Origin of the sequence: Crenothrix polyspora, from assembly GCF_900163755.1 — a bacterium.
Taxonomy (GTDB): Bacteria; Pseudomonadota; Gammaproteobacteria; order Methylococcales; family Methylomonadaceae; genus Crenothrix; species Crenothrix polyspora.
Genome location: NZ_FUKI01000156.1, coordinates 1 through 20349 on the forward strand (window position 1 = coordinate 1; position 20349 = coordinate 20349).

Here is a 20349-nt window from a genome sequence, read left to right on the forward strand (position 1 = left end):
TTACGTGAAACTTGTTTATGGGGGCTGTTATTCGACATTTAAAGAGTGACTGAGTACTAGTTTGGCAAAAAACTGCGCCTAAAATACCAACTAATAGCGTAGAAAACCAATTTCTGGATAGCTTTAGAAAAGCATTCATGATTGATTCTCATACAACATTCGATTGAATCCTGTCAGTAGTTAGGTCAGTTACTGTGAGTATTGCTAAAAACGATTATTTAAGATGATATAAAATTTTAATACACGATAAGAAAAAACTTACTCAGGTGTTTTTAAAAACAAAATTTTATGCCTGATGCTAGGCCGAGCAAAGCGTAGCCCCGCATCAGGGCTTCGATACACCTGTGAATATTGAACTTTTTATGTTATTCCAATCTGAATTCATCCTATTGATAATAAGTATAAACTCATTAACTTAATGACCAGTGAGGCTTAGGATGGGGGTCTCGCACCTCAACCCTTCTTTATTCAAAGAGAGGAGTGAATATTTTGCTTATAAAGTTAATAGCCCACGATATGACGACTATTGAGGTTTTTATTGGATAGCGGATGCTGCCAGTGTACGCTAATAATTACACGCAAAGAAGTATAGATAAAATAACTTAGATAAATCGTGGTGTTACGGGTTATTAAATTCCATTAAATTAATGGTAGTAAAGAAAAAATGGCGGCCAGATTACATGCAATGCGTGTAAATTTTGGTGTAGGTGCGGATTTATCCGCACCTGGCAAGCAAATTTTTCCCTACATCTGTTGTTAGCCGCCTTCTTCTTTATCGTCATCCGAAACTAATTCCGAAATTTCTTTTAAACGAGCAATGGCTTTAAAGTTAATGCTGTTTTCAGTATAAAAGCCATTATTATCCAGTTCTCCCGCCAAATAGCCGGTTAATAATTCCAAGGTTTCATTGACACGGGTAACCGCATAAACAGCAAATAAGCCTTGGGCAACCGCGTCAATCACTTCCTGTTTTAACATGAGGTTACGTTTATTAGCGGCCGGAATAATTACCGCATGATGCCCAGTAAGCCCTCTCGCCTGGCACAAACGGAAAAAACCTTCTATTTTTTCATTAACGCCGCCAATAGCCTGCACTTCACCGTACTGATTAACCGAGCCTGTTACTGCAAAGCCCTGATCAATAGGCGTACGGGTAAGTGCTGAAATAAGACAGCACAACTCAGCTAATGAGGCGCTATCACCATCAATAAAGCCGTAAGATTGCTCTACGGCAATGCTGGCAGAGATGGCAAGCGGAAATTGCTGTGCATAACAATGGCCTAAGTATCCGGTCAAAATCATTACGCCTTTAGAATGAATAGCCTGACCTAACTCCGCTTCGCGTTCAATATCAACGATACCTCTGGAGCCTGGGTAAACCGTGGTGGTAATACGTGCCGGTGCGCCAAAACTGCTACCACCAATTTCCAGTACGGTTAAGCCATTAATTTTGCCTATTGCCTCGCCATCTGTATCAATTAGAATCGTGCCATCCAGCATGTCTTCGAGTATCGTTTGTGGCAATCGGCCATTACGGTATTCTCTGGCCGCCAGGGCTTGTTCAATATGGCTTCTGTCTATCTCGCTGGCTTTGTCTTTGTTACAAAATACATTGGCTTCGCCAATAATTTGCAAGGTGTCGTTGATACGCGCTGAAAAATGATGTTGATCTTCGGTTAATCGGCAACTGTGCTCAATCAAGCTTTCAATCGCACGGCGGGTTAAGGTTTTGCCGTTAGCATCGTGCGCCTGTTTTATCATGAGGGTGATAAAGCGGTGCATCGATTCATCGTTACGCGGTATGGCATAATCAAAATCAACCAAAATACGGAACATCTCGTTAAATTCGCTGTCCATTTCCTCTAACAGATAATACATGTCCGGCGAGCCTACCAGAATGATTTTTACGTTCAGTGGAATCACTTCTGGTTTGAGGGTCACTGTATTAATACCCAGCTCAGAATACGGGGTATCAATCTCAATGCGCCCCGACTGCAGGGCGCGTTTAAGCCCTTCCCAAACGAACGGATAGGTCAGTAATTTTTCAGCATCCAGAATTAAATAGCCTCCGTTGGCTTTGTGCAAGGAGCCTGCGCAAATTTTACGGTAGCTGGTGAGCAACGAGCCTTGATCATTGACGTATTCAATGCGACCAAATAGATTTTGGTACGTTGGATGTGGTTCGTGGATAATCGGTGCGCCAGTTTCTTGCTTGTTATCAATTAAAATATTGGGCGCATATTGTTCGTTAAGCAGTAGTTTTTTTGATCGAATATCGCTGGCATCTAAGGCTTTGCCGGGCATTAAGTAATCGGCTATCGTGGTTTCTAAATCTTTTTTCAGTTCTGATAAATAGCTAATGACATCTTCAACAGCTTCATATTTATCATGTAACTCTGCTAGCAGTGGCTCTACGGCCAAGCTGATCGTATCATTATCCAGTTGTTTGAGTTTTTCTACCATGCCGCGTCGCCATTGTGGCAGCTCCAGCAATACTTCGCTTAAATAATCTTCCAGCTCTTCAACCTGTTTATGAAACAGCTCGCGTTCGGTTTGTGGTAATTGGGTAAATTGCGCTTCGTCTAAGGTTTTTTTGTTTTTAATGGGTGCAAACGTAATGTTCTCGCTTTCTCGAAACAACGCGATATGAATGGCGTGTGCTTTTTTTTCAACCTTATCAATGGCACCGTTATAATCTTGACTGAACTGGCGCTCTAAGGCATTTTTCTTTTGCTGATAGGCGGGGCTTTCAAATGCCGCAGGGAAAGTGGCCAATAAATCATCTATTAGTTTTTCTATATCTTTGCTAAATTGCTGGCCATGTTCAGCGGGTAATTCAATCGCTAATGGCTCTCTGGCATTAGAAAAGTTATCCACATAGGCATAAGTGGGTGGCGATGGTAACGTTGGTGCGATAACATCCAAATGATCGGTGACCATTGTCAAACGGCCTAAACCTGGATCCCCCATCACAAAAATATTGTAACCAGGGCTGGTCATGGCAATGCCAAACTCAAGCGCCGCCTGTGCTCTGGGTTGTCCTAAAATATTGCTGTGCCGCAGCAGGGCATCAGGGAATTCAAAACTACTTAAATCGATGTGTAGTTTCAGCGCTTCAAGCGGAAGTTTTAAGGTGTTGGACATGTAGACCGTGTGATGTGAAATAACAAACTATCGGTAATTCTATCATTTAAAATTGAATATCTGCTGGGTAGTTAAGTGATTTTTAATAATGAACTTACCAAAAGGATTGTCCACAAAAAACACGAAAGGCGCGAAATATAAAACCATTTTCCGTGTTTTTCGTGCCTTTCGCGGACACACGCGTATATTCTTTCGTGGAATATCCTTATACCGTGTTATGCCGCGTAACCCGAAGAAATTAGCGGTTTTAATGCTGGCTTAATCTTTTATGCGTTCAATATGCGTAAAATTAAGCCATGTAATCCATCCCCCTATTTTTAGTCATACCAAAACCAAGATGCTACAGTGTAATCAACGTCATTTACCCATTTTATTATTGATTTCAGCAGGGCTGCTCAGTGGCTGCCAGACATTCAATGGCCTTTTTCCTGCGCAACAACGTGCCGTAAATACAAACTTACCGATAGAAACGCCGGTTGTCGCTCAACACGAATACCCCTTATCCCCCAAACAGGCTATGGTGGGTAATTTAGCTACCGTTAACAGCCGCGAAGGCGATGCTTTATCCGATATTGCCCGCCATTTTGGCTTAGGCTATACCGACATCAGCATTGCCAACCCCAGCATTGCGCCGTGGACACCCAAAGCTGGCAGTCAGGTAGTGTTGCCCGTACAATTTATTTTGCCGGAAGCCCAGCACAAAGGCATCGTGCTTAACTTGGCTACTATGCGTTTGTTTTATTATCCCAAAAAACAAAACAGTGTCACTACCTATCCGGTGAGCATTGGCCGCGAAGGCTGGGGTACGCCAATGGGTTTAACGCGTGTTGCTGTTAAAACCGCCAATCCAGAATGGCATGTCCCTGACTCTATTTACCGTGAGCATGCACAAAAAGGTGATATTTTGCCGCATGTGGTGCGCTCTGGCCCCAATAATCCCCTTGGTTATTATGCGATGCGCTTGGCACTGCCACGCTATTTAATTCACGGTACTAACAAGCCTTATGGTATTGGTATGCAAGTGAGTCATGGCTGCATTCAAATGTACCCTGAAGATATTGAGGTGTTGTTTGAGGATGTTGCCGTGGGTACACAAGTTCATATCGTGCATCAACCGTATCTGGCAGCCTGGCATGACAACAGTTTGTACATGGAAGCCCACGATCCGGTCGCGCAAGCGGCGGGCAATAAAAACAGGAAGCAGAAGGAATTTTTAGGCACGCTAAAAAAGATGGCTAAACAGCATCACGCCAAAGTTGATTGGGATAAGGTTAAGCAAGCATTAAAGCGTGCCGACGGTATTCCGACACCGGTTTTAGTGGGTAGCCCCGATATAAATACGTTAACACGCAGCGCCACCGCTGTGAACCACCCAGGCACTTTGTATGGGCAACCTGTTGTTGCACCGTTAAAAGCCAATGATTGGTCTATTCTGGTGGATACTTTTAAAGACGAAACCGCCGCCCAGCGTATGGTGGCTATGCTCAATCATCAAGGCCCCAGTATTCCTGCCCGCAAAATACAAAAAGGCGCTGACTATGAAGTGATTGCCGGGCCTTTTAGCGATAAAAAACAAGCCAACGCTTTTGCCAAGCGTATTCGCTATGAATTTGAAATTGACGTTAAGCCGATAGCGCCGGTGTTAATGTCTAGCAATCCTTAATCACACCGCCATTAAGTTAAGAGGGTAACGTCTTACTTAATGGTCGCCTGGCAAGTAATCGACACCCTCTTATCATGACGCAAGCTTGCAACACGCGCTACAACATTCTACGGGTGGCTGTACCGATTCGCCTACACTGTCTGTTTGATTATTTTGCCCCAGAAAACAGTTTTCACACTGATTTTAAGCCAGGAATGCGCGTCTTAGTGCCTTTTGGTCGCGGTCAAAAAGTGGCGTTTCTTATCGAATGCGTTAGCCACAGCAACATTGATAGCCACAAACTCAAGCCAATTATAGCGATTTTAGACGCGCAGCCTTTGCTGTCAGCACACGATGTTCGTTTATTGCAGTGGGTCAGTCGTTACTACCACCATCCTTTAGGTGATGTCTACACTACTGCGCTGCCAGCTTTATTACGACAAGGCAAAGTGGCTGCACTGCCCGTTGAAGAATGTTATGCGTTAACGGCGCTTGGCATGGCCACAGACAGTGAGCAATTAAAACGCGCCCCCAAGCAAAAAGCACTGCTGGAAAAGTTCCAAAAGCATGCTTGTTATTTATCTGCCGCAGCGCTTTCCAACGGGGATGAAAAGTGGCGTAGCGCATTAAAGCCCTTGCTGGAGAAATCTTTGCTGGAAGTTGCCATACCTAGCATTGAGGCGTTACCCGCTGACGCTTTAATGCGTAACGAAGCGTTAATCAGCAACCCTCAGCAACACGCTGCGATTGACAAAGTCTGCGATAGCTTAGGGCAGTTTGGGGTATTTTTACTGGAAGGTGTTACCGGCAGTGGTAAAACCGAAGTGTATTTGCAAATTATTCACACGGTGTTGCAACAGCAGCAACAGGTGTTGGTATTAGTGCCAGAGATCACTCTTACTCCACAGCTGGAAGCCCGTTTTCGACAGCGTTTTTCTGTCGATATTGCTGTGACGCATTCTAAATTAACCGACAAGCAGCGTAATATCGCGTGGTTAAAAATGCAGCAAGGCATGTGTTCTATCATGCTCGGCACTCGTTCGGCGTTGTTTACGCCGCTTAAAAATCCTGGTCTGATTATCCTGGACGAAGAGCATGATGCCTCGTTTAAGCAGCAGGAAGGCTGTCGATTTTCCGCGCGTGATGTCGCTGTGGTGCGCGGCAAAATGCTAGGTATACCTGTGCTATTAGGCTCGGCAACACCGTCGTTAGAAAGTTTTCATAATGTTAATCAAGGCCGCTACCAGTTATTACACCTGCCTTTGCGTGCCGGTAATGCCACGCCGCCAACTTTTCAGTTATTGGATATCCGCAACAAAAAAATGCAAGAAGGCTTGAGTGCCATGCTGATTGCTGAAATCAAAGACACGCTGGCCAAAAATGAACAAGTGTTATTGTTTTTAAATCGGCGTGGCTTTGCGCCAACGTTGATATGTCACGGTTGCGGCTGGGTGATGCGTTGCTCGCAATGCGATGCCAATATGGTTATCCATGCCCATGAGCGGCGATTGCGTTGTCATCATTGTGCTTATGAACATCAGCTACTTGAAAGCTGTCCCGCCTGTATAACTGGTCAGTTAATGCCTTTGGGTTTGGGCACAGAGCGTGTGGAAAACGTTTTAACCAGTTTGTTTGCCGATAAAGTCATTGTGCGCCTTGACCGTGATTCCACCAAGCATAAAGGCAGTTTGGAACGCTATTTGGCACAAATTAATGACGGCCATGCCGATATTATTCTGGGCACACAAATGCTTGCCAAAGGGCATCACTTTAGCCAAGTAACCTTGGTGGTCATGCTGGATGTCGATAGCGGTTTGTTCAGCATCGATTTTCATGCTGCCGAACGTTTGGCACAATTGATTGTACAGGTGTCGGGGCGTGCCGGCCGTGAGCAAAAACCTGGCAAAGTTATTTTGCAAACCCGCCAGCCCGAACACCCGTTGTTGCTGACCTTGATTAAGCGCGGTTACAAAGCTTTTGCCACTATTGCACTTAGCGAACGCCAAGAAGCTTTGTTGCCGCCATTCAGTTATCACATCTTGTTACGTGTACAGGCGAATAATGAGGATCTGGCCAAGCAGTTTTTGCACACGGTACTTAATTTAGCCCATAACAGCCAGCATTCAACCTGTGAGCTGCACACCGATATTTTAGGTCCCGTGCCCGCACCGATGGCAAGGCGTGCCGGACTTTACCGCTACCAATTACTGTTTCAGAACCAAAAAAGACAAGTATTACATCAATTTATTGATCGATTACTGCCAGAAATCTACAAAATTAATCGCAGTTTTAGTGTGTCTTGGTCGCTGGATGTTGATCCCGTTGACTTGTTTTAAACACCCATCGCGCTAATTAGCCATGCCCATAGATATACACCCTATTATATTGGATAATGTGCGACTATCTTTATATATGAGCCACCTACCGTAAATCAATGATGCAAAAAATAGAGGCACTTGTTCACCACGCTTTTGAGTCGCTTAAAAGCAGCGACCTTATCGATCACACGATTACGCCACATATTGTGGTGGAGCGCACCCGTGATAACAGTCATGGCGACTTTACCACCAACGTTGCCATGATGCTGGCCAAGCAGGCAAAAACCAATCCGAGAACCTTAGCTGAACACATTATTGCCGCACTGCCCCAAGATGCCAGCGTTATCAAGGTGGAGATTGCAGGGCCTGGCTTTATCAACTTTTTTGTTGATCGTAATGCCCAGTACGACATTATCAAGCGCATACTCAATGAGGGGGCACAATTTGGTTTAAGCAAGCTTGGTGCCGGTAAAAAAGTGCAGGTCGAATTTGTTTCTGCTAACCCGACAGGGCCTTTGCATGTGGGGCACGGGCGCGGTGCCGCTTACGGTTCTGTAGTCGCTGATTTATTGGCCGCTGTGGGTTTTGATGTGCATCGTGAATATTATGTTAACGATGCCGGACGGCAAATGGATATTTTGGCTACCAGCATTTGGCTACGCTATCTTGAAGTCTGCGGCGAAATATTACCTTTTCCCAGCAATGGCTATCGTGGCGATTATGTGCGCGATATTGCCGCCACGATCCATCAAAGCGCCAGTAATGATTACCGTAGACCCGCTGAGCTGGTATTGGAAAATACACCGCTGGATGAACCGGATGGCGGCGATAAAGAAGTTTATATTGATGCGTTGATTAACAGAACTAAAACCTTGTTGGGCAAAGTTTTGTACCGTGATTTTTTTCAAATCGGCTTAAATACTATTTTGGATGATATACGGGACGATTTACAAGAGTTTGGCGTGGATTATCAGCAATGGTTTTCAGAGCGGCATTTAATGGAAGATGGTTCTGTTGATACGGCGCTAAATCGTTTACGCAGTGGTGGCCATCTTTATGAAAAAGATGGCGCAATTTGGTTTGCATCTGGTGTACTAGGTGATGAAAAAGACCGTGTCGTGGTACGTGAAAATGGCCAATGCACTTATTTTGCTTCGGATATCGCCTATCACATGAATAAGTTGGATCGTGGTTTTGACCGCATTATTAATATTTGGGGTGCGGATCACCACGGTTACATACCGCGTGTGCGTGCCGCGATGACCGCCTTGGGAGCGGATGAGTCAAAATTAAAAGTATTGCTAGTGCAGTTTGCCACACTTTACCGTGGTGATGAAAAAGTGCAGATGTCGACACGTTCTGGTGATTTTGTCACTCTGCGGCAGTTACGCAATGAAGTCGGCAAAGATGCCGCGCGGTTTTTTTATGTGATGCGCCGCTCAGAACAGCACATGGACTTTGATTTAGACTTGGCAACGTCAAAATCTAACGAAAATCCGGTGTTTTATGTGCAATATGCCTATGCGCGAGTGTGTAGCGTGTTACGTCAACTGGATGAAAAAGGCTGGGCAAGAAACTTGCTTTTGGGCATGGATCATCTACACTCATTAACAGAAGAGCATGAAACTAATCTTATCGGCATTTTAGCGCGCTATCCTGAAGTGCTACAACGCGCTGCGCTGCACTATGAACCCCACCAATTAATACAGTATCTGCGTGAGCTAGCAACCGCTTTTCACACTTATTATAATGCCCACCAATTTCTTGTCGATGATGCACAGATTCGTGATGCGCGTTTGAATTTGATTTGCGCGGTCAAGCAAGTATTGTCTAATGGCTTAGGGTTAATTAATATCACCGCACCTGAATCAATGTAAATGTAATGGCCAGAGACTACAAACACCGCGCACAAAACAACAATAAACCGACTGCCAGTCAGTATCGGCAGCGGCCTAAATCCGGCTCTAAAATTGGGCCGCTAAAATGGATGTTGGTTACTGCGTTGGTAATTGCGTTTGCGGTGTTTTTAGTGTATTTACGCAGCATAGGCGATAAGCACCCCGCAGCGTCTTTGGCCACTAAAACAATGACTACTGCCATTAAACCAGAAGCGGTTAAAAAACAAGAAGAGGATGCCAAAGAAACAGCCGAGCTTGAGGCTAAAAAGCAACCACCGCAGCCACAGTTTGATTTTTACACTATTTTGCCGAAAAAAGAAGTGATGATCGCTGATCACGAAATTAAAACCCGCGCCCGTGAAGAGCGAGTCGGCAAAGTAAAAGAAGCACATTACGTGATTCAAGCAGGTTCTTTTAAAGTGCTGAAAGAAGCCGATTTATTACGCACCAAGTTGGCTTCTATGGGCATAGAATCAAAAGTTAATAAAGCCAAAGTCGGCGATGTTAATTGGTATCGCGTTAAAATTGGGCCTTATGCGCGTCTGGTCAGTGTTAATACTGTAATGGCGCGGTTAAAGCAAAATGATATGAAGCCCGTGGTAACTGAAGTAGAGAGCTCGGATTAAAGCGATTGACAGAATTAAACACACCGTATGCCTGATTTGATAGGTACACAAAAATAAGCCTTAGATCTACGAGGTTTTAAAAACCTTGTAGATCTTTGAGTAGCCGACAAAATAAAGCTGACTGAACATAATGGTCACTATTTTCAGTATTCCCATTCAGTCGCGTAAAGTGGACTGCATGCTCCTCTCAATCCGACATTAACATCCAAATCTGTTAGATTAACAGTAAGCGGTTAACTAAATTTACTCGTATTCTGTGTTTTTGGCATATTAACCGTATGATCAACTCCTCGCCGTGGTTTTTAATGTAATGACAATGATGCTCTAGACAGTAGGTATAAATACCTATTGCTTGAAAAAAATCAGCCACTTATACTGAAGGCGTAAGTTACGCATACGATAATATTATTTATGTAATCAATATATTACATAAAATAAATAGCATGTATTCATTTGTATAAAGCAAATTTGGATAGGTAACTTGTCGGTGGATTCTTTCTTGATTTTAAGGAGTGTGACTATGGCTAGTTCAAATAATACAGCGACACTGAGCAATACGGCGTGGAATGATGTTAATCACGATGGCTTCCAGGATACGAATAAGGCTGGTTTGGCGAGTTCGACTGTTAATTTGTACGATATACAATCCGGGGTATTTATAAGCAGTGTACCAACGGGCAGTGATGGTAATTATTCCTGTGATGTTGCTCCGGGTACTTATCAGTTATTAATGGTCGTATAGCTTACCGTTCGCTCATTTTTAAGGCAATTTTAAAAATTGGCCACATAACCGTTAAAAAACGGCTCTCCTTTATTTCTGATTAAAAATAGCTGTTTAGGTTGGGCTGCATGCTTCTTGCAACTCAACATAGCATCCAAACCTGTTGGGTTAACGCTAAAGCTGTTAACTCAACTCCTGCGTATTCTGTGTTTTTGGCATATTATCCGTATGATCCCTTTCAGCTGTGATTTTTAACCTGGCAAACAGGCATCATTCTAAGGCTTAGCACGGTGCGCGAATAGGCAAAAAATCGTCAATTTAATAGCGCATGCCACATTATCGCAGTATAAGCACGAATTTCCTGTTGATTAATACAGTGTATTATTGCAAACTTGCCAACAGGCATTTGTTCACACACTGGGAGATAAATTATGAAGATAATCACGGCAATCATCAAACCATTCAAACTGGATGATGTGCGCGAGGCGTTATCTGAGATTGGCATTGCAGGCATAACCGCAACCGAAGTAAAAGGATTTGGTCGGCAAAAAGGCCACACTGAGCTGTACCGAGGCGCGGAATATGTGGTCGACTTTTTACCCAAAGTTAAGCTAGAAATTGCGCTTGCTGATGACATGCTAGATAAGGCCATTGAAGCCATTGTTAATGCCGCTAGCACAGGTAAAATTGGCGATGGTAAAATCTTTGTAACAAACTTGGAACAAATTGTTCGCATCAGAACCGGTGAAACAGGCGAAGATGCTATTTAGCATTACCACACAATAACTATAATAATTATGTCTAAACGAAATCTTAAGCTGTTTTTCAGCTTGCTACTACTACCACAATTTGTATTTGCCGCTGAATTAAATCAAGCCAATACTGCGTGGATATTAACCTCAACAACACTTGTGTTGTTCATGACTATTCCTGGCTTATCGCTGTTTTATGCCGGCTTGGTACGCAGTAAAAACGTGTTGTCGGTGCTGATGCAATGCTTTGCCATTACTTGTTTGGTATCTATTCTTTGGCTGGCTGGTGGCTATAGCTTTATTTTTGCTAACGGCGGCGATTTACAAAAGTTTATTGGCGGTGCGTCAAAAGTATTTTTGCCAGGGATTACCACGGGCGCATTAACCGGTGATATTCCTGAAAGTGTATTCTTTATGTTTCAGATGACCTTTGCGATTATTACACCCGCGTTAATCGTTGGTGCATTTGCTGAGCGCATGAAATTTTCTGCCATGCTATGGTTTAGTGCGTTGTGGCTAATAATTGTGTATTTGCCGGTGTGCCATTGGGTATGGGGCGGCGGCTGGTTGGCTGATTTAGGCGTAATGGATTTTGCGGGTGGTATTGTTATCCATGTTAATGCCGGTGTTGCGGCTTTAGTGTCGGCGTTGGTTATTGGTAAACGAAAAGGCTTCCCCACTACCGCTATGCCGCCACATAATATGACGATGGTAGTTACCGGTGCGGGTATGCTGTGGGTGGGCTGGTTTGGTTTTAATGCCGGCAGTGCGTTAACATCGGACGGACGTGCGGGTATGGCAATGTTGGCTACGCATATTGGCGCTGCTTCTGGTGCATTAACTTGGATGTTTATTGAATGGTTACGTTACGGTAAGCCCAGCGTATTAGGTATAGTGACTGGCATGGTGGCAGGATTAGGCACAATTACACCGGCATCGGGTTTTGTAGGCCCCGTGGGTGCATTAATTATTGGCGTTACTGCGGGTATCGTGTGTTTTTACGCGACACAGTTTGTTAAACGCAAATTGATCATTGATGATTCGCTAGACGTATTTCCGGTACACGGTGTGGGCGGTATTACAGGCTCATTATTGACTGGTGTATTTGCGGTAGGCAGTTTGGGGGGCATCGGTTTGGCCGACGGCGTGAGCATGGCACACCAAGTGGGCGTGCAAGCCTTGGCTGTTGTTGTTACTATCGTGTGGAGCGCTGTGTTTAGTTATATTATTTTAAAGGCCTTGGATAGATGTATTGGCTTGCGTGTTACGGTGGATGAGGAAGTGCAAGGCCTTGATACGGTATTGCATGAAGAAACCGGCTATCTCGATTTATAATACGAATTACACAGGGACAGTGGGCAAGAAGGCGGCTTTCCTACGGGGGAGCTGCCTTTTTTATTTAAATGACGAAGGTGAGGCGAGACAGTATGAAAATACCAAGCATAGCATCTAAAATCATCAAGATTTTCACGGTTATTATCGCGATAATTGCGCTGTATGGATTATTGGGTTTTGTCGTACTGCCTAACATTCTCATTGCCAAACTGCCGGATATTATTTACCAGCAAACTGGCCGAAAAGCGGCTATTACTAATATTGCTTTTAATCCTTTTAATTTGCGCTGCCGTCTGCAAGATTTCAAAATGCAGGAAAAAAATGGCTCAGCGTTTATGAGTTTTAAGAGTTTTACCACCAAAATTAACGCCTGGCAGTCCATCACGTTAAAATATTTGGCTATTGAGGAGGTCACATTAACTCAGCCGTTTGTCCATGTCGCCAGGTTAAAAAACGACGATTTTAATTTTGCTAACATGTCCAAAGGCAAGCCGGACAAAAAAAAATCTGACGGTAAAATATTTCCGATTAATATCAGCAAAATCGCCATTGTTGATGGCAAGCTATTTTGGGAAGATTATCATCTGGATAAATCTGTTCAAGAAAAGATGACTCCCATCAATCTGAGCATTGATAATTTCACCACTAACGCGGATAAGCAATCTAAGCTTGGTATCACGCTGGCATTAATGTCGGGTGGCAAACTGGACTGGAAAGGCAAGATCGGCGTTAACCCCATTACCTCGCACGGGCATATCAGCCTAGATAACATCAAGCTGCCAACCTTATTGGCGCTGGCTGCTCCGAACAAACCGGCGTTTGATTTGCACGGTACTGAACGCTTTAGCGCGGATTATACGCTGGATTACAGTAAAGACGGCCTGAAGTTATCGTTGAGTAAAGCCAAACTTGCGTTAATTGACGTGGCATTTACTAAGCAACAACCCAGCCCAATCGCGATAGCGATTCCAAGCTTCACTTTGGCGGCGGACATTGTTGTTGACCAAGCGAAAAATCGTTTCAAGCTCACGGCTGATAAATTTAAAGTTGCCATTCAGGATTTTCAGTTTGAGCAAAAAACCAAGCAGCCGGTATTGTTAAAAACACTGGATATTACCCACGAGGCCAATATTGCGCTCAGTTTTGTCGATAAAACACTACAGTTTACAAGCAGTAAAGACAAGCTTGAGGTGCGCGAGCTATATTTTGAGCAGCAGGGCATAGCAGGTAGCGTCATTAAAATACCGCTGCTTGTTCATAAAGCGGATATTAAACTCAATAAAACCGATAAGGCTTTGCAGATCAGCACCGATAAGACCCGCTTGGATGTGCGTGATTTTAGTTTTAAACAAAAAGGTGATAACAGTAAGTTTATTGAGATTCCGAGTCTTAGCCATCAAGCTGATATGCAATTTAATCAAACCGGCCAAGATTTGCAGATTAGCGCCAATAAAACCACGCTAGATATTAGTAATCTTGATTTTAAAGACAATGGCGACAATAAAATGCTGCTGACAATACCCAGTTTGCGTCATGAAACCGATATTAAAGTCAGCCAGAATGATAAAGGTTTACAGGTAAATGCTAATAAAACAAAATTAGATATAAAAAATATTGATTTTAAACGCAGTGGTAACAACAAAATGCTGGTAAAAATACCGCGTTTTAGTCACGAAACTGATATGCAATTTAATCTTGCTGACAAAATTTGGCAAATAACCACTCATAACACCAAGTTATCCAGCGGCAATATTCAGCTATCTGGTATGGATTTAGCGCCGATAATGCTTAAAATTCCAGAGCTGGCCTTGGAAACCGCTTATAAAACCGATAATAAAGATAATACGCTCAGTTTTGTCGCCAGTAAAGGTAAGTTTGACTTGCAGAAGTTGCAGTTAGACGACACTGAGCATAACACCACATTGGCTAAAGTTGATGCATTTGGTTTTAATGGCTTAGACGTTAATCTTAAAAATAAAGAGTTGCTATTAGCATCGGTCAGCGCCAAAAATGCTGACTTTAAAGCCTGGCTTAATGCCGATAAAACTATTAACTACCAGGCCTTGTTTTCAGCCCCCAAACCATCAACATCACACCACCTAACAAAGCCTGTTGTCACACGTAACAAAGCCGCAGACAGTGCTTGGAAAGTTAAAGTCAGCAAGCTGGCGTTAACTAATTTTGGCCTGGATTTTGAAGACAGAACTCTGGCAAAGCCTATTGCCATGACAGCCAGGCCTATTGATTTACAAATGAAAAATTTTACCACCAAAACCGGCGCAGCGCTGCCTGTACAATTAAGTGTGGGTATCAATAAATCGGGTTTATTAAAGATTGCCGGTACTACCACGTTAGATCCGTTTGCTACCCAGCTGGCAGTTACTGTCAATAATCTTGCTTTGGAAAAATACCAGCCTTATCTTGATAAGTTTGCCCGCTTAGATATTATTCAGGGCAATTTGAATATTGATGGCAAGCTTGCGGTGGCTAAAAAAACCAAGGACATGGATGTTAAGTTTAAAGGCAATACCAGTGTCGTCGATTTGGTGACGCGTGACCAGATACTTAATAAAGATTTTGTTAAATGGGATAAGGTCAGCGTTAATGATATTGATGCCGATGTGTTGGCTAATCGCTATACTGCGGCCGCGTTAATTATGAACAAGCCTTATGCCAGGGTAACGATTAGAAAAGACAAAACCATTAATGTTAATGACATTATGGTGCCCAAGGATAAAGCCTTACCAGCCAGTAACAGTAAAGTATCTTCCGCAAAAGCTACAACCACCGCCAGCAAAAAAACCTATTTTAAATTGAACACAGTAAAAATCATTGATGGCGCATCTGATTTCTCAGATCTTTCTTTACTTATACCGTTTTTCGCCCCCATTAAAGAGCTAAATGGCGGAGCTAATGATATTTCATCGGAACAAAACTCGAAAATTACCGTTGTGCTGGTAGGTAATACCTTTGAATTGTCGCCGGTAAAAATCAAAGGTTCGGTCAGCCCGTATTTGGGTAATTTCGATATCGATATGAATTTTGACGGTATGCCGATGCCACTGGTATCACCGTATATGGTGCAATTTGCCGGTTACAAAGTGGAGAAAGGCAAGCTATCGCTGGGGCTAAAATACGCGATTGAAAAAAAGCAACTTACGGCTTCCAATAGCATCTTGATCGATCAGCTGGAATTGGGTGAAAAAGTTGAGAATCCCGATGCAGTGTCTTTGCCACTGGAGCTGGCTGTTACTTTATTAAAAGATTCTGACGGTAAAATAAAAATTGATGTGCCGCTAACCGGTAGCTTGGAAGATCCACAATTCAGCATTGGTAGTATTATCGGCGATGCTTTGTTTAATGTGTTGACTAAAATTATCACTTCGCCTTTTAAATTTATCGCAGGGCTTGCAAACAGTGACGCAGATTTAAGTGTGATTAATTTTACCGCAGGTGCGAGCGTATTAAGCGCTGAACAAATCCAAAAATTAGATGACATCGCTAAAGCCTTGAAAGATCGTCCTGCTTTAAATATTGAAGTTAAAGGTGCAGCTTTCCAGGAACAAGACTGGCCGGTGCTACGTGATGAGGCCTTGCATGAACAGCTACAGCGGCTTAAAGCCGGTGAGATCAACAAAGACAACGATAAAAAAGTTCGTTCGGAATATGTGTATTTGTCCGCCGATGATTATAATCGTTTACTGGTCGATGTGTTTATTATGCAATACCCAAAGCTGGCCAAAAAATCACTTTTTGGTAAACCAATTCTGATTGGTAATGAAGAAGGCGATTTTTATGCGTTTGCTAAAAAGAAAATGTCAGAAACTTTAGTTCCCGATCTTAAGCGCTTAAACGATCTGGCCACTGATCGTGCCGGAGCTATCGCTAAACATTTAGTGCAAAAAGCCGGTATACCCAATGAGCGCATTTTTATTTTGGATACCGTGGTCGATCCTGAGCGTACTGGAAAAGACATTACCAGTCAGTTATCGTTAAAAACCAATTAGTCATTTTATCGAAGCTGATTATGAATTGCTAAGATAGTGGGTGGTCGGTTTAAGCAAGAACTGGCATCATTATTAAGAGATTAGTAAATCCCTGATGTCTTTGGTTATTTAAAGCTTACCTCCATCGTTAGCTTCTGGTATATTCAAGCCGCAGCAATTAGCCTGCGGACTAACTAACGCCAGCTTATTGCAAAGCAAATGAATAATAAAAATTAATTTACGAGGTGGAGAGCCGTTATGATTGAAGGGTTATTTGTAATAACTACTGTATTTGTTTCTTACGTGGTCTATCAGATTGTTAACGAACCAAAAGCGACTAATATTTCCGAAGAACCGCAGTCTGTTAACGAAGAAACTGCTTCGGTAACAGAGCAATCAGCTGTAGCAGTTGAGCCAGCTGTAGAAGCTGAACCGGAAGCCGTTGCTGTTGTAGAAGCGACTGCTGAAGAAGCGCCTGTGGAAGCCGTTGCTGAAGAAACTCCCGTTGCTGAAGAAGCGCCTGTGGAAGCCGTTGTTGAAGAAACTCCTGCTGCTGAAGAAGCGCCTGTGGAAGCCGTTGTTGAAGAAACTCCTGTTGCTGAAGAAGCGCCTGTGGAAGCCGTTGTTGAAGAAACTCCTGTTGCTGAAGAAGCGCCAACTGCTGAAGCATCTGTGGCTGAATCAGTAGAGTCAATCGAGCAAAATACGCCTAAAGTTGCGGGTATAAAAAATCCAAAAACCGGCGAAGTGGTTATTGTGTATAACAATTATCGTTTTGCTAAACGCTGGATAAAAGAAGCGTTAGTGAGTGAAGGTTTGTTGAAAAAAATCTATAAAAATAATGAGCTAAATGCTGATGTTGAAATAAAAATAAAAGCAGCAATAGCCACGCTTGAAACTCTGGATCAATATCGCGTTTAAGATAACTGCCTAACCAGCAGAGCTTTCTGCTGGTTAATCAGGTTAATCATCGTCTAGGCCTAGTTTTTTCAAGCGGTATCGAAACGATCGAAATGACAGTCCTAATTGCTTGGCAGCGGCGGTTTTATTCCATCTATTTTCTTCCAAAGCTTGCATAATGGCATTTTTTTCAATCTCTTCCAGATAATCCTCAATAGAGCCAAGCGATGGATCATATTGCGATGAATCCACTGAGTTTTTAATGCCAATCGGCAAATTTAAATCATCCACCTCAATATACTTGCCATCATAAAGCGCTAAAGCTCTTTCTAAAATGTTTTCTAATTCTCTGACATTACCAGGAAAACTGTAGTTTTCTAATGCGGTTAATGCCGCTTTCGAGACAGAAGCCGTATTATCACCGGTTAATTTAGCCAAAATATGGGTTGTTAACACCGGAATATCAGTCACTCTTTCACGCAGTGCGGGTACATGCAGATCAATGACATTAATACGGTAGTATAAATCTTGTCTGAAAGTCCCTGTTTGCACCATATCAGCTAAGTTTTTGTGGGTTGCACTCAGTAAACGCACATCGACAGGAATTTCTAACTGGTCACCTACGGGGCGTACTTTCTTCTCTTGAATGGCGCGTAATAATTTCACTTGCAGAGACTGTGGTAAATCTGCAATTTCATCCAGAAATAAAGTACCGCCTTCGGCTGCTTGGAACAAGCCTTTTTTATCACTGACCGCACCGGTAAAACTGCCTTTTTTATGGCCAAAAAATTCGCTCTCCATCAGCTCCAAGGGGATAGCCCCGCAATTGATGGCCACAAAGGGCTGGTCGCTACGTGGACTTTGCTGATGAATTAATCGTGCTACCAATTCTTTACCAGAACCGGATTCACCACGAATATAAACCGGCGCTTGGCTACGGGCAAGCTTATCTATCTTGGCACGAATTTCCCGCATCGCCGGCGATTCCCCTAACAGTAAATGCCGGGTGCGCCGATCTTTACCCAGTGATTGTTCAGAAATTTTTAGCGCACCGCTGATAATTTGCCGCAATGCGGGCAAATCCACCGGTTTAGAAATAAAATCAAACGCACCTTTTTTCATAGCTAAAATAGCCATATCAATGCTACCGTGCGCGGTAATCACCGCAACAGGTATTGGTTTTTGCATGATTTGTATGTAATCAACAATTTCAAGCCCACTGCCATCCGGCAAACGCATATCTGTTAAACATAAATCTATTGATTTATTCATCAACAGATCTTTGGCTTTACTGACGTTTTCAGCACAATAGGTTTCAATAGACATCCGGTTTAAGGTGATTTCTAATAACTCACGAATATCCGGTTCATCATCAATAATTAAAACGCGGGGTTTACTCATATTGCAATCCTTATATCATTGGCATCCATTAAAAATAATCTAAAGCAACTGTGGTGATCGCTGGTCAAATAATAGCGCAAGGTGGCCTGATTGAGCTCAGCCAATTCCTTGGAAATATACAAGCCTAAGCCAGTGCCGCTAGACGAGGTGGTAAAAAAAGGTTCAAATAATCGTGCAATATGCGCATCACTTACACCTGGGCCTTGGTCGATAATTTCTAAACACGGTGCTTGCTGGTAAATATAAACCCGTAAGGTCACTACACCGTTTTCTGGCGTGCCGTATTTAAGCGCATTACGGCATAAATTATCCATAATTTGCTTTAAGTGCCCAGGATCCATATAGATAGTCAAGGGCTCTTTGGCCAGTACCAGCTGAAAAGAGCGCATGTCAGCATTATGCTCTTCAATAAAATGTGCCAAATAGTCTTGCAGCCAGGTTTGCAAATTAATCGCGTCGCGCCTAGTAGGGCCTCTGCGTGAAAGTTGCAGTATGTCTTCAATAATGCTGTTGACGCGACCAGAGTGAGTTTGAATAATTTCTAATAAACGCAGATCGGGTTTGGTTAAGTCGGGATTTTCAGACAACAGTTGTCCGGCATGGCTGATAGCGCCTAAGGGGTTACGAATTTCATGGGCAATGCTGGCGGTTAGTTGGCCTAATGACGCTAATTTGCTTTGTTGAACGCGTTGATTGTAAAGTGCCATGTCTTCAAAAGTGACCAAATAATAAATACCACCGGCTGTTGGTAATACGGTAAAGCGCACATGCAGCTCTAATTGACTGGGCAGTTTGAGCAGAATAAAATCCTGCTTGGTATCACGTAACCAGTTTTCAAAAGCCTGTGCCAATACATCGGATATATCGTGTAATTTTTTAGGTTTTATCAGCGTATGGCTTAGCTTTAGTGCTGCGTTATTGGCCATCTCAATGGATTTTTCTTGATTGACAATGACAATGCCCGATTGCAAGTTTTCAATAATATAGCGATTGAGTTCTTCCAAATTAACAATGATTTTTTGCTGCCGGTTGGCAATTTTTAGCATATGCTCGCTGCGATTGGCCAACACAAACGATAATAAGGCAATCGCAAAAAAAGATGCCCCCAACATACCTGCGCTGGTATAAGCCGTATTAAAAAAACTGTGTGTGACAGACGCGTAAACTTGTTCAGCCAAAACCGCAAGGCTAGCCATAGAGGCAAACACTAAAGCACAGCGGCCGCCCACCAGTAAGCCACCGGCAGCAATTGATACGGCTAATAAAATGCCTACACCACTACTAAGACCACCGCACGCGTGCATGACTAAGGTTAAAATACCAATGTCACTAAAAATAACCCATTGCGCTTGTGCGCTATAGCCTATAGGTCGCCAGAAAATAAAAATAATCGATAAAACACTAACGGCAAAATAGCTGTGCATACTGTAGGCATACACGTTTGCATCATAAGATCCTAGAAAAGAAGGCCCTGAATGCGTATAAAACAAGGCAATCAGTGCCGCCGCCAGCATGAGGCGATAGCCTGAATAAACCTTCAACAATGTCCATGCTTGATCCGCAGGAATGCCGTAACCCGTAGAGAAGGGGCAAGGGAAAATAATGTCGGTGTTATTATGATGCATG

Annotated in this window: 12 protein-coding genes; 9 read left to right on the forward strand and 3 right to left on the reverse strand. The window is 43.2% G+C overall.

The window, feature by feature from the left end; genetic code table 11:
• Positions 1-756: 756 nt before the first annotated feature.
• Entirely contained in the window at positions 757-3144 is a 2388-nt protein-coding gene (locus tag CRENPOLYSF2_RS15600; RefSeq protein WP_087144876.1) for a Lon protease family protein, read from the reverse strand.
• Positions 3145-3412: 268 nt separating this feature from the next.
• On the opposite strand from CRENPOLYSF2_RS15600, the gene CRENPOLYSF2_RS15605 reads away from it, so the two are divergent.
• From CRENPOLYSF2_RS15605 to CRENPOLYSF2_RS18895, 9 genes are all read left to right on the forward strand, one after another.
• Positions 3413-4807 carry a L,D-transpeptidase family protein gene (locus tag CRENPOLYSF2_RS15605; RefSeq protein ID WP_245808024.1) on the forward strand — a complete coding sequence of 465 codons (1395 nt, stop codon included), beginning with the start codon at positions 3413-3415 and terminating at the stop codon, positions 4805-4807.
• Positions 4808-4881: 74 nt separating this feature from the next.
• Entirely contained in the window at positions 4882-7122 is a 2241-nt protein-coding gene (locus CRENPOLYSF2_RS15610; RefSeq protein WP_087144877.1) for a primosomal protein N', read from the forward strand.
• A 98-nt stretch (positions 7123-7220) separates the two neighbouring features.
• Positions 7221-8981 carry an arginine--tRNA ligase gene (gene argS, locus CRENPOLYSF2_RS15615; RefSeq protein ID WP_087144878.1) on the forward strand — a complete coding sequence of 587 codons (1761 nt, stop codon included), beginning with the start codon at positions 7221-7223 and terminating at the stop codon, positions 8979-8981.
• A 5-nt stretch (positions 8982-8986) separates the two neighbouring features.
• The gene (locus tag CRENPOLYSF2_RS15620; RefSeq protein WP_087144879.1) at positions 8987-9628 is read left to right on the forward strand and encodes an SPOR domain-containing protein; all 642 of its coding nucleotides are present in this window, start codon (positions 8987-8989) and stop codon (positions 9626-9628) included.
• A gap of 520 nt (positions 9629-10148) precedes the next feature.
• Positions 10149-10370: an SdrD B-like domain-containing protein gene (locus tag CRENPOLYSF2_RS15625; protein WP_087144880.1), complete on the forward strand. Its 222-nt coding sequence runs from the start codon at positions 10149-10151 to the stop codon at positions 10368-10370.
• A gap of 410 nt (positions 10371-10780) precedes the next feature.
• Positions 10781-11119: a P-II family nitrogen regulator gene (gene glnK / locus CRENPOLYSF2_RS15630; RefSeq protein ID WP_087144881.1), complete on the forward strand. Its 339-nt coding sequence runs from the start codon at positions 10781-10783 to the stop codon at positions 11117-11119.
• Positions 11120-11146: 27 nt separating this feature from the next.
• Positions 11147-12436, forward strand: a complete 1290-nt coding sequence (locus tag CRENPOLYSF2_RS15635; protein WP_087144882.1) for an ammonium transporter — start codon at positions 11147-11149, stop codon at positions 12434-12436.
• A gap of 92 nt (positions 12437-12528) precedes the next feature.
• Positions 12529-16443, forward strand: a complete 3915-nt coding sequence (locus tag CRENPOLYSF2_RS15640; RefSeq protein WP_176371141.1) for a DUF748 domain-containing protein — start codon at positions 12529-12531, stop codon at positions 16441-16443.
• A gap of 237 nt (positions 16444-16680) precedes the next feature.
• Complete coding sequence (locus CRENPOLYSF2_RS18895) at positions 16681-17343, forward strand: hypothetical protein (protein WP_176371142.1); 663 nt, start codon at positions 16681-16683, stop codon at positions 17341-17343.
• Between the two features lie 42 nt (positions 17344-17385).
• Here CRENPOLYSF2_RS18895 and CRENPOLYSF2_RS15650 read toward each other — a convergent pair whose 3' ends face one another.
• Positions 17386-18723 carry a sigma-54-dependent transcriptional regulator gene (locus CRENPOLYSF2_RS15650; protein ID WP_087144884.1) on the reverse strand — a complete coding sequence of 446 codons (1338 nt, stop codon included), beginning with the start codon at positions 18721-18723 and terminating at the stop codon, positions 17386-17388.
• Positions 18720-20348, reverse strand: a complete 1629-nt coding sequence (locus CRENPOLYSF2_RS15655; protein ID WP_087144885.1) for a sensor histidine kinase — start codon at positions 20346-20348, stop codon at positions 18720-18722. Before CRENPOLYSF2_RS15655 ends, CRENPOLYSF2_RS15650 begins: the two co-directional genes overlap by 4 nt.
• Between the last annotated feature and the right edge of the window lies 1 nt (position 20349).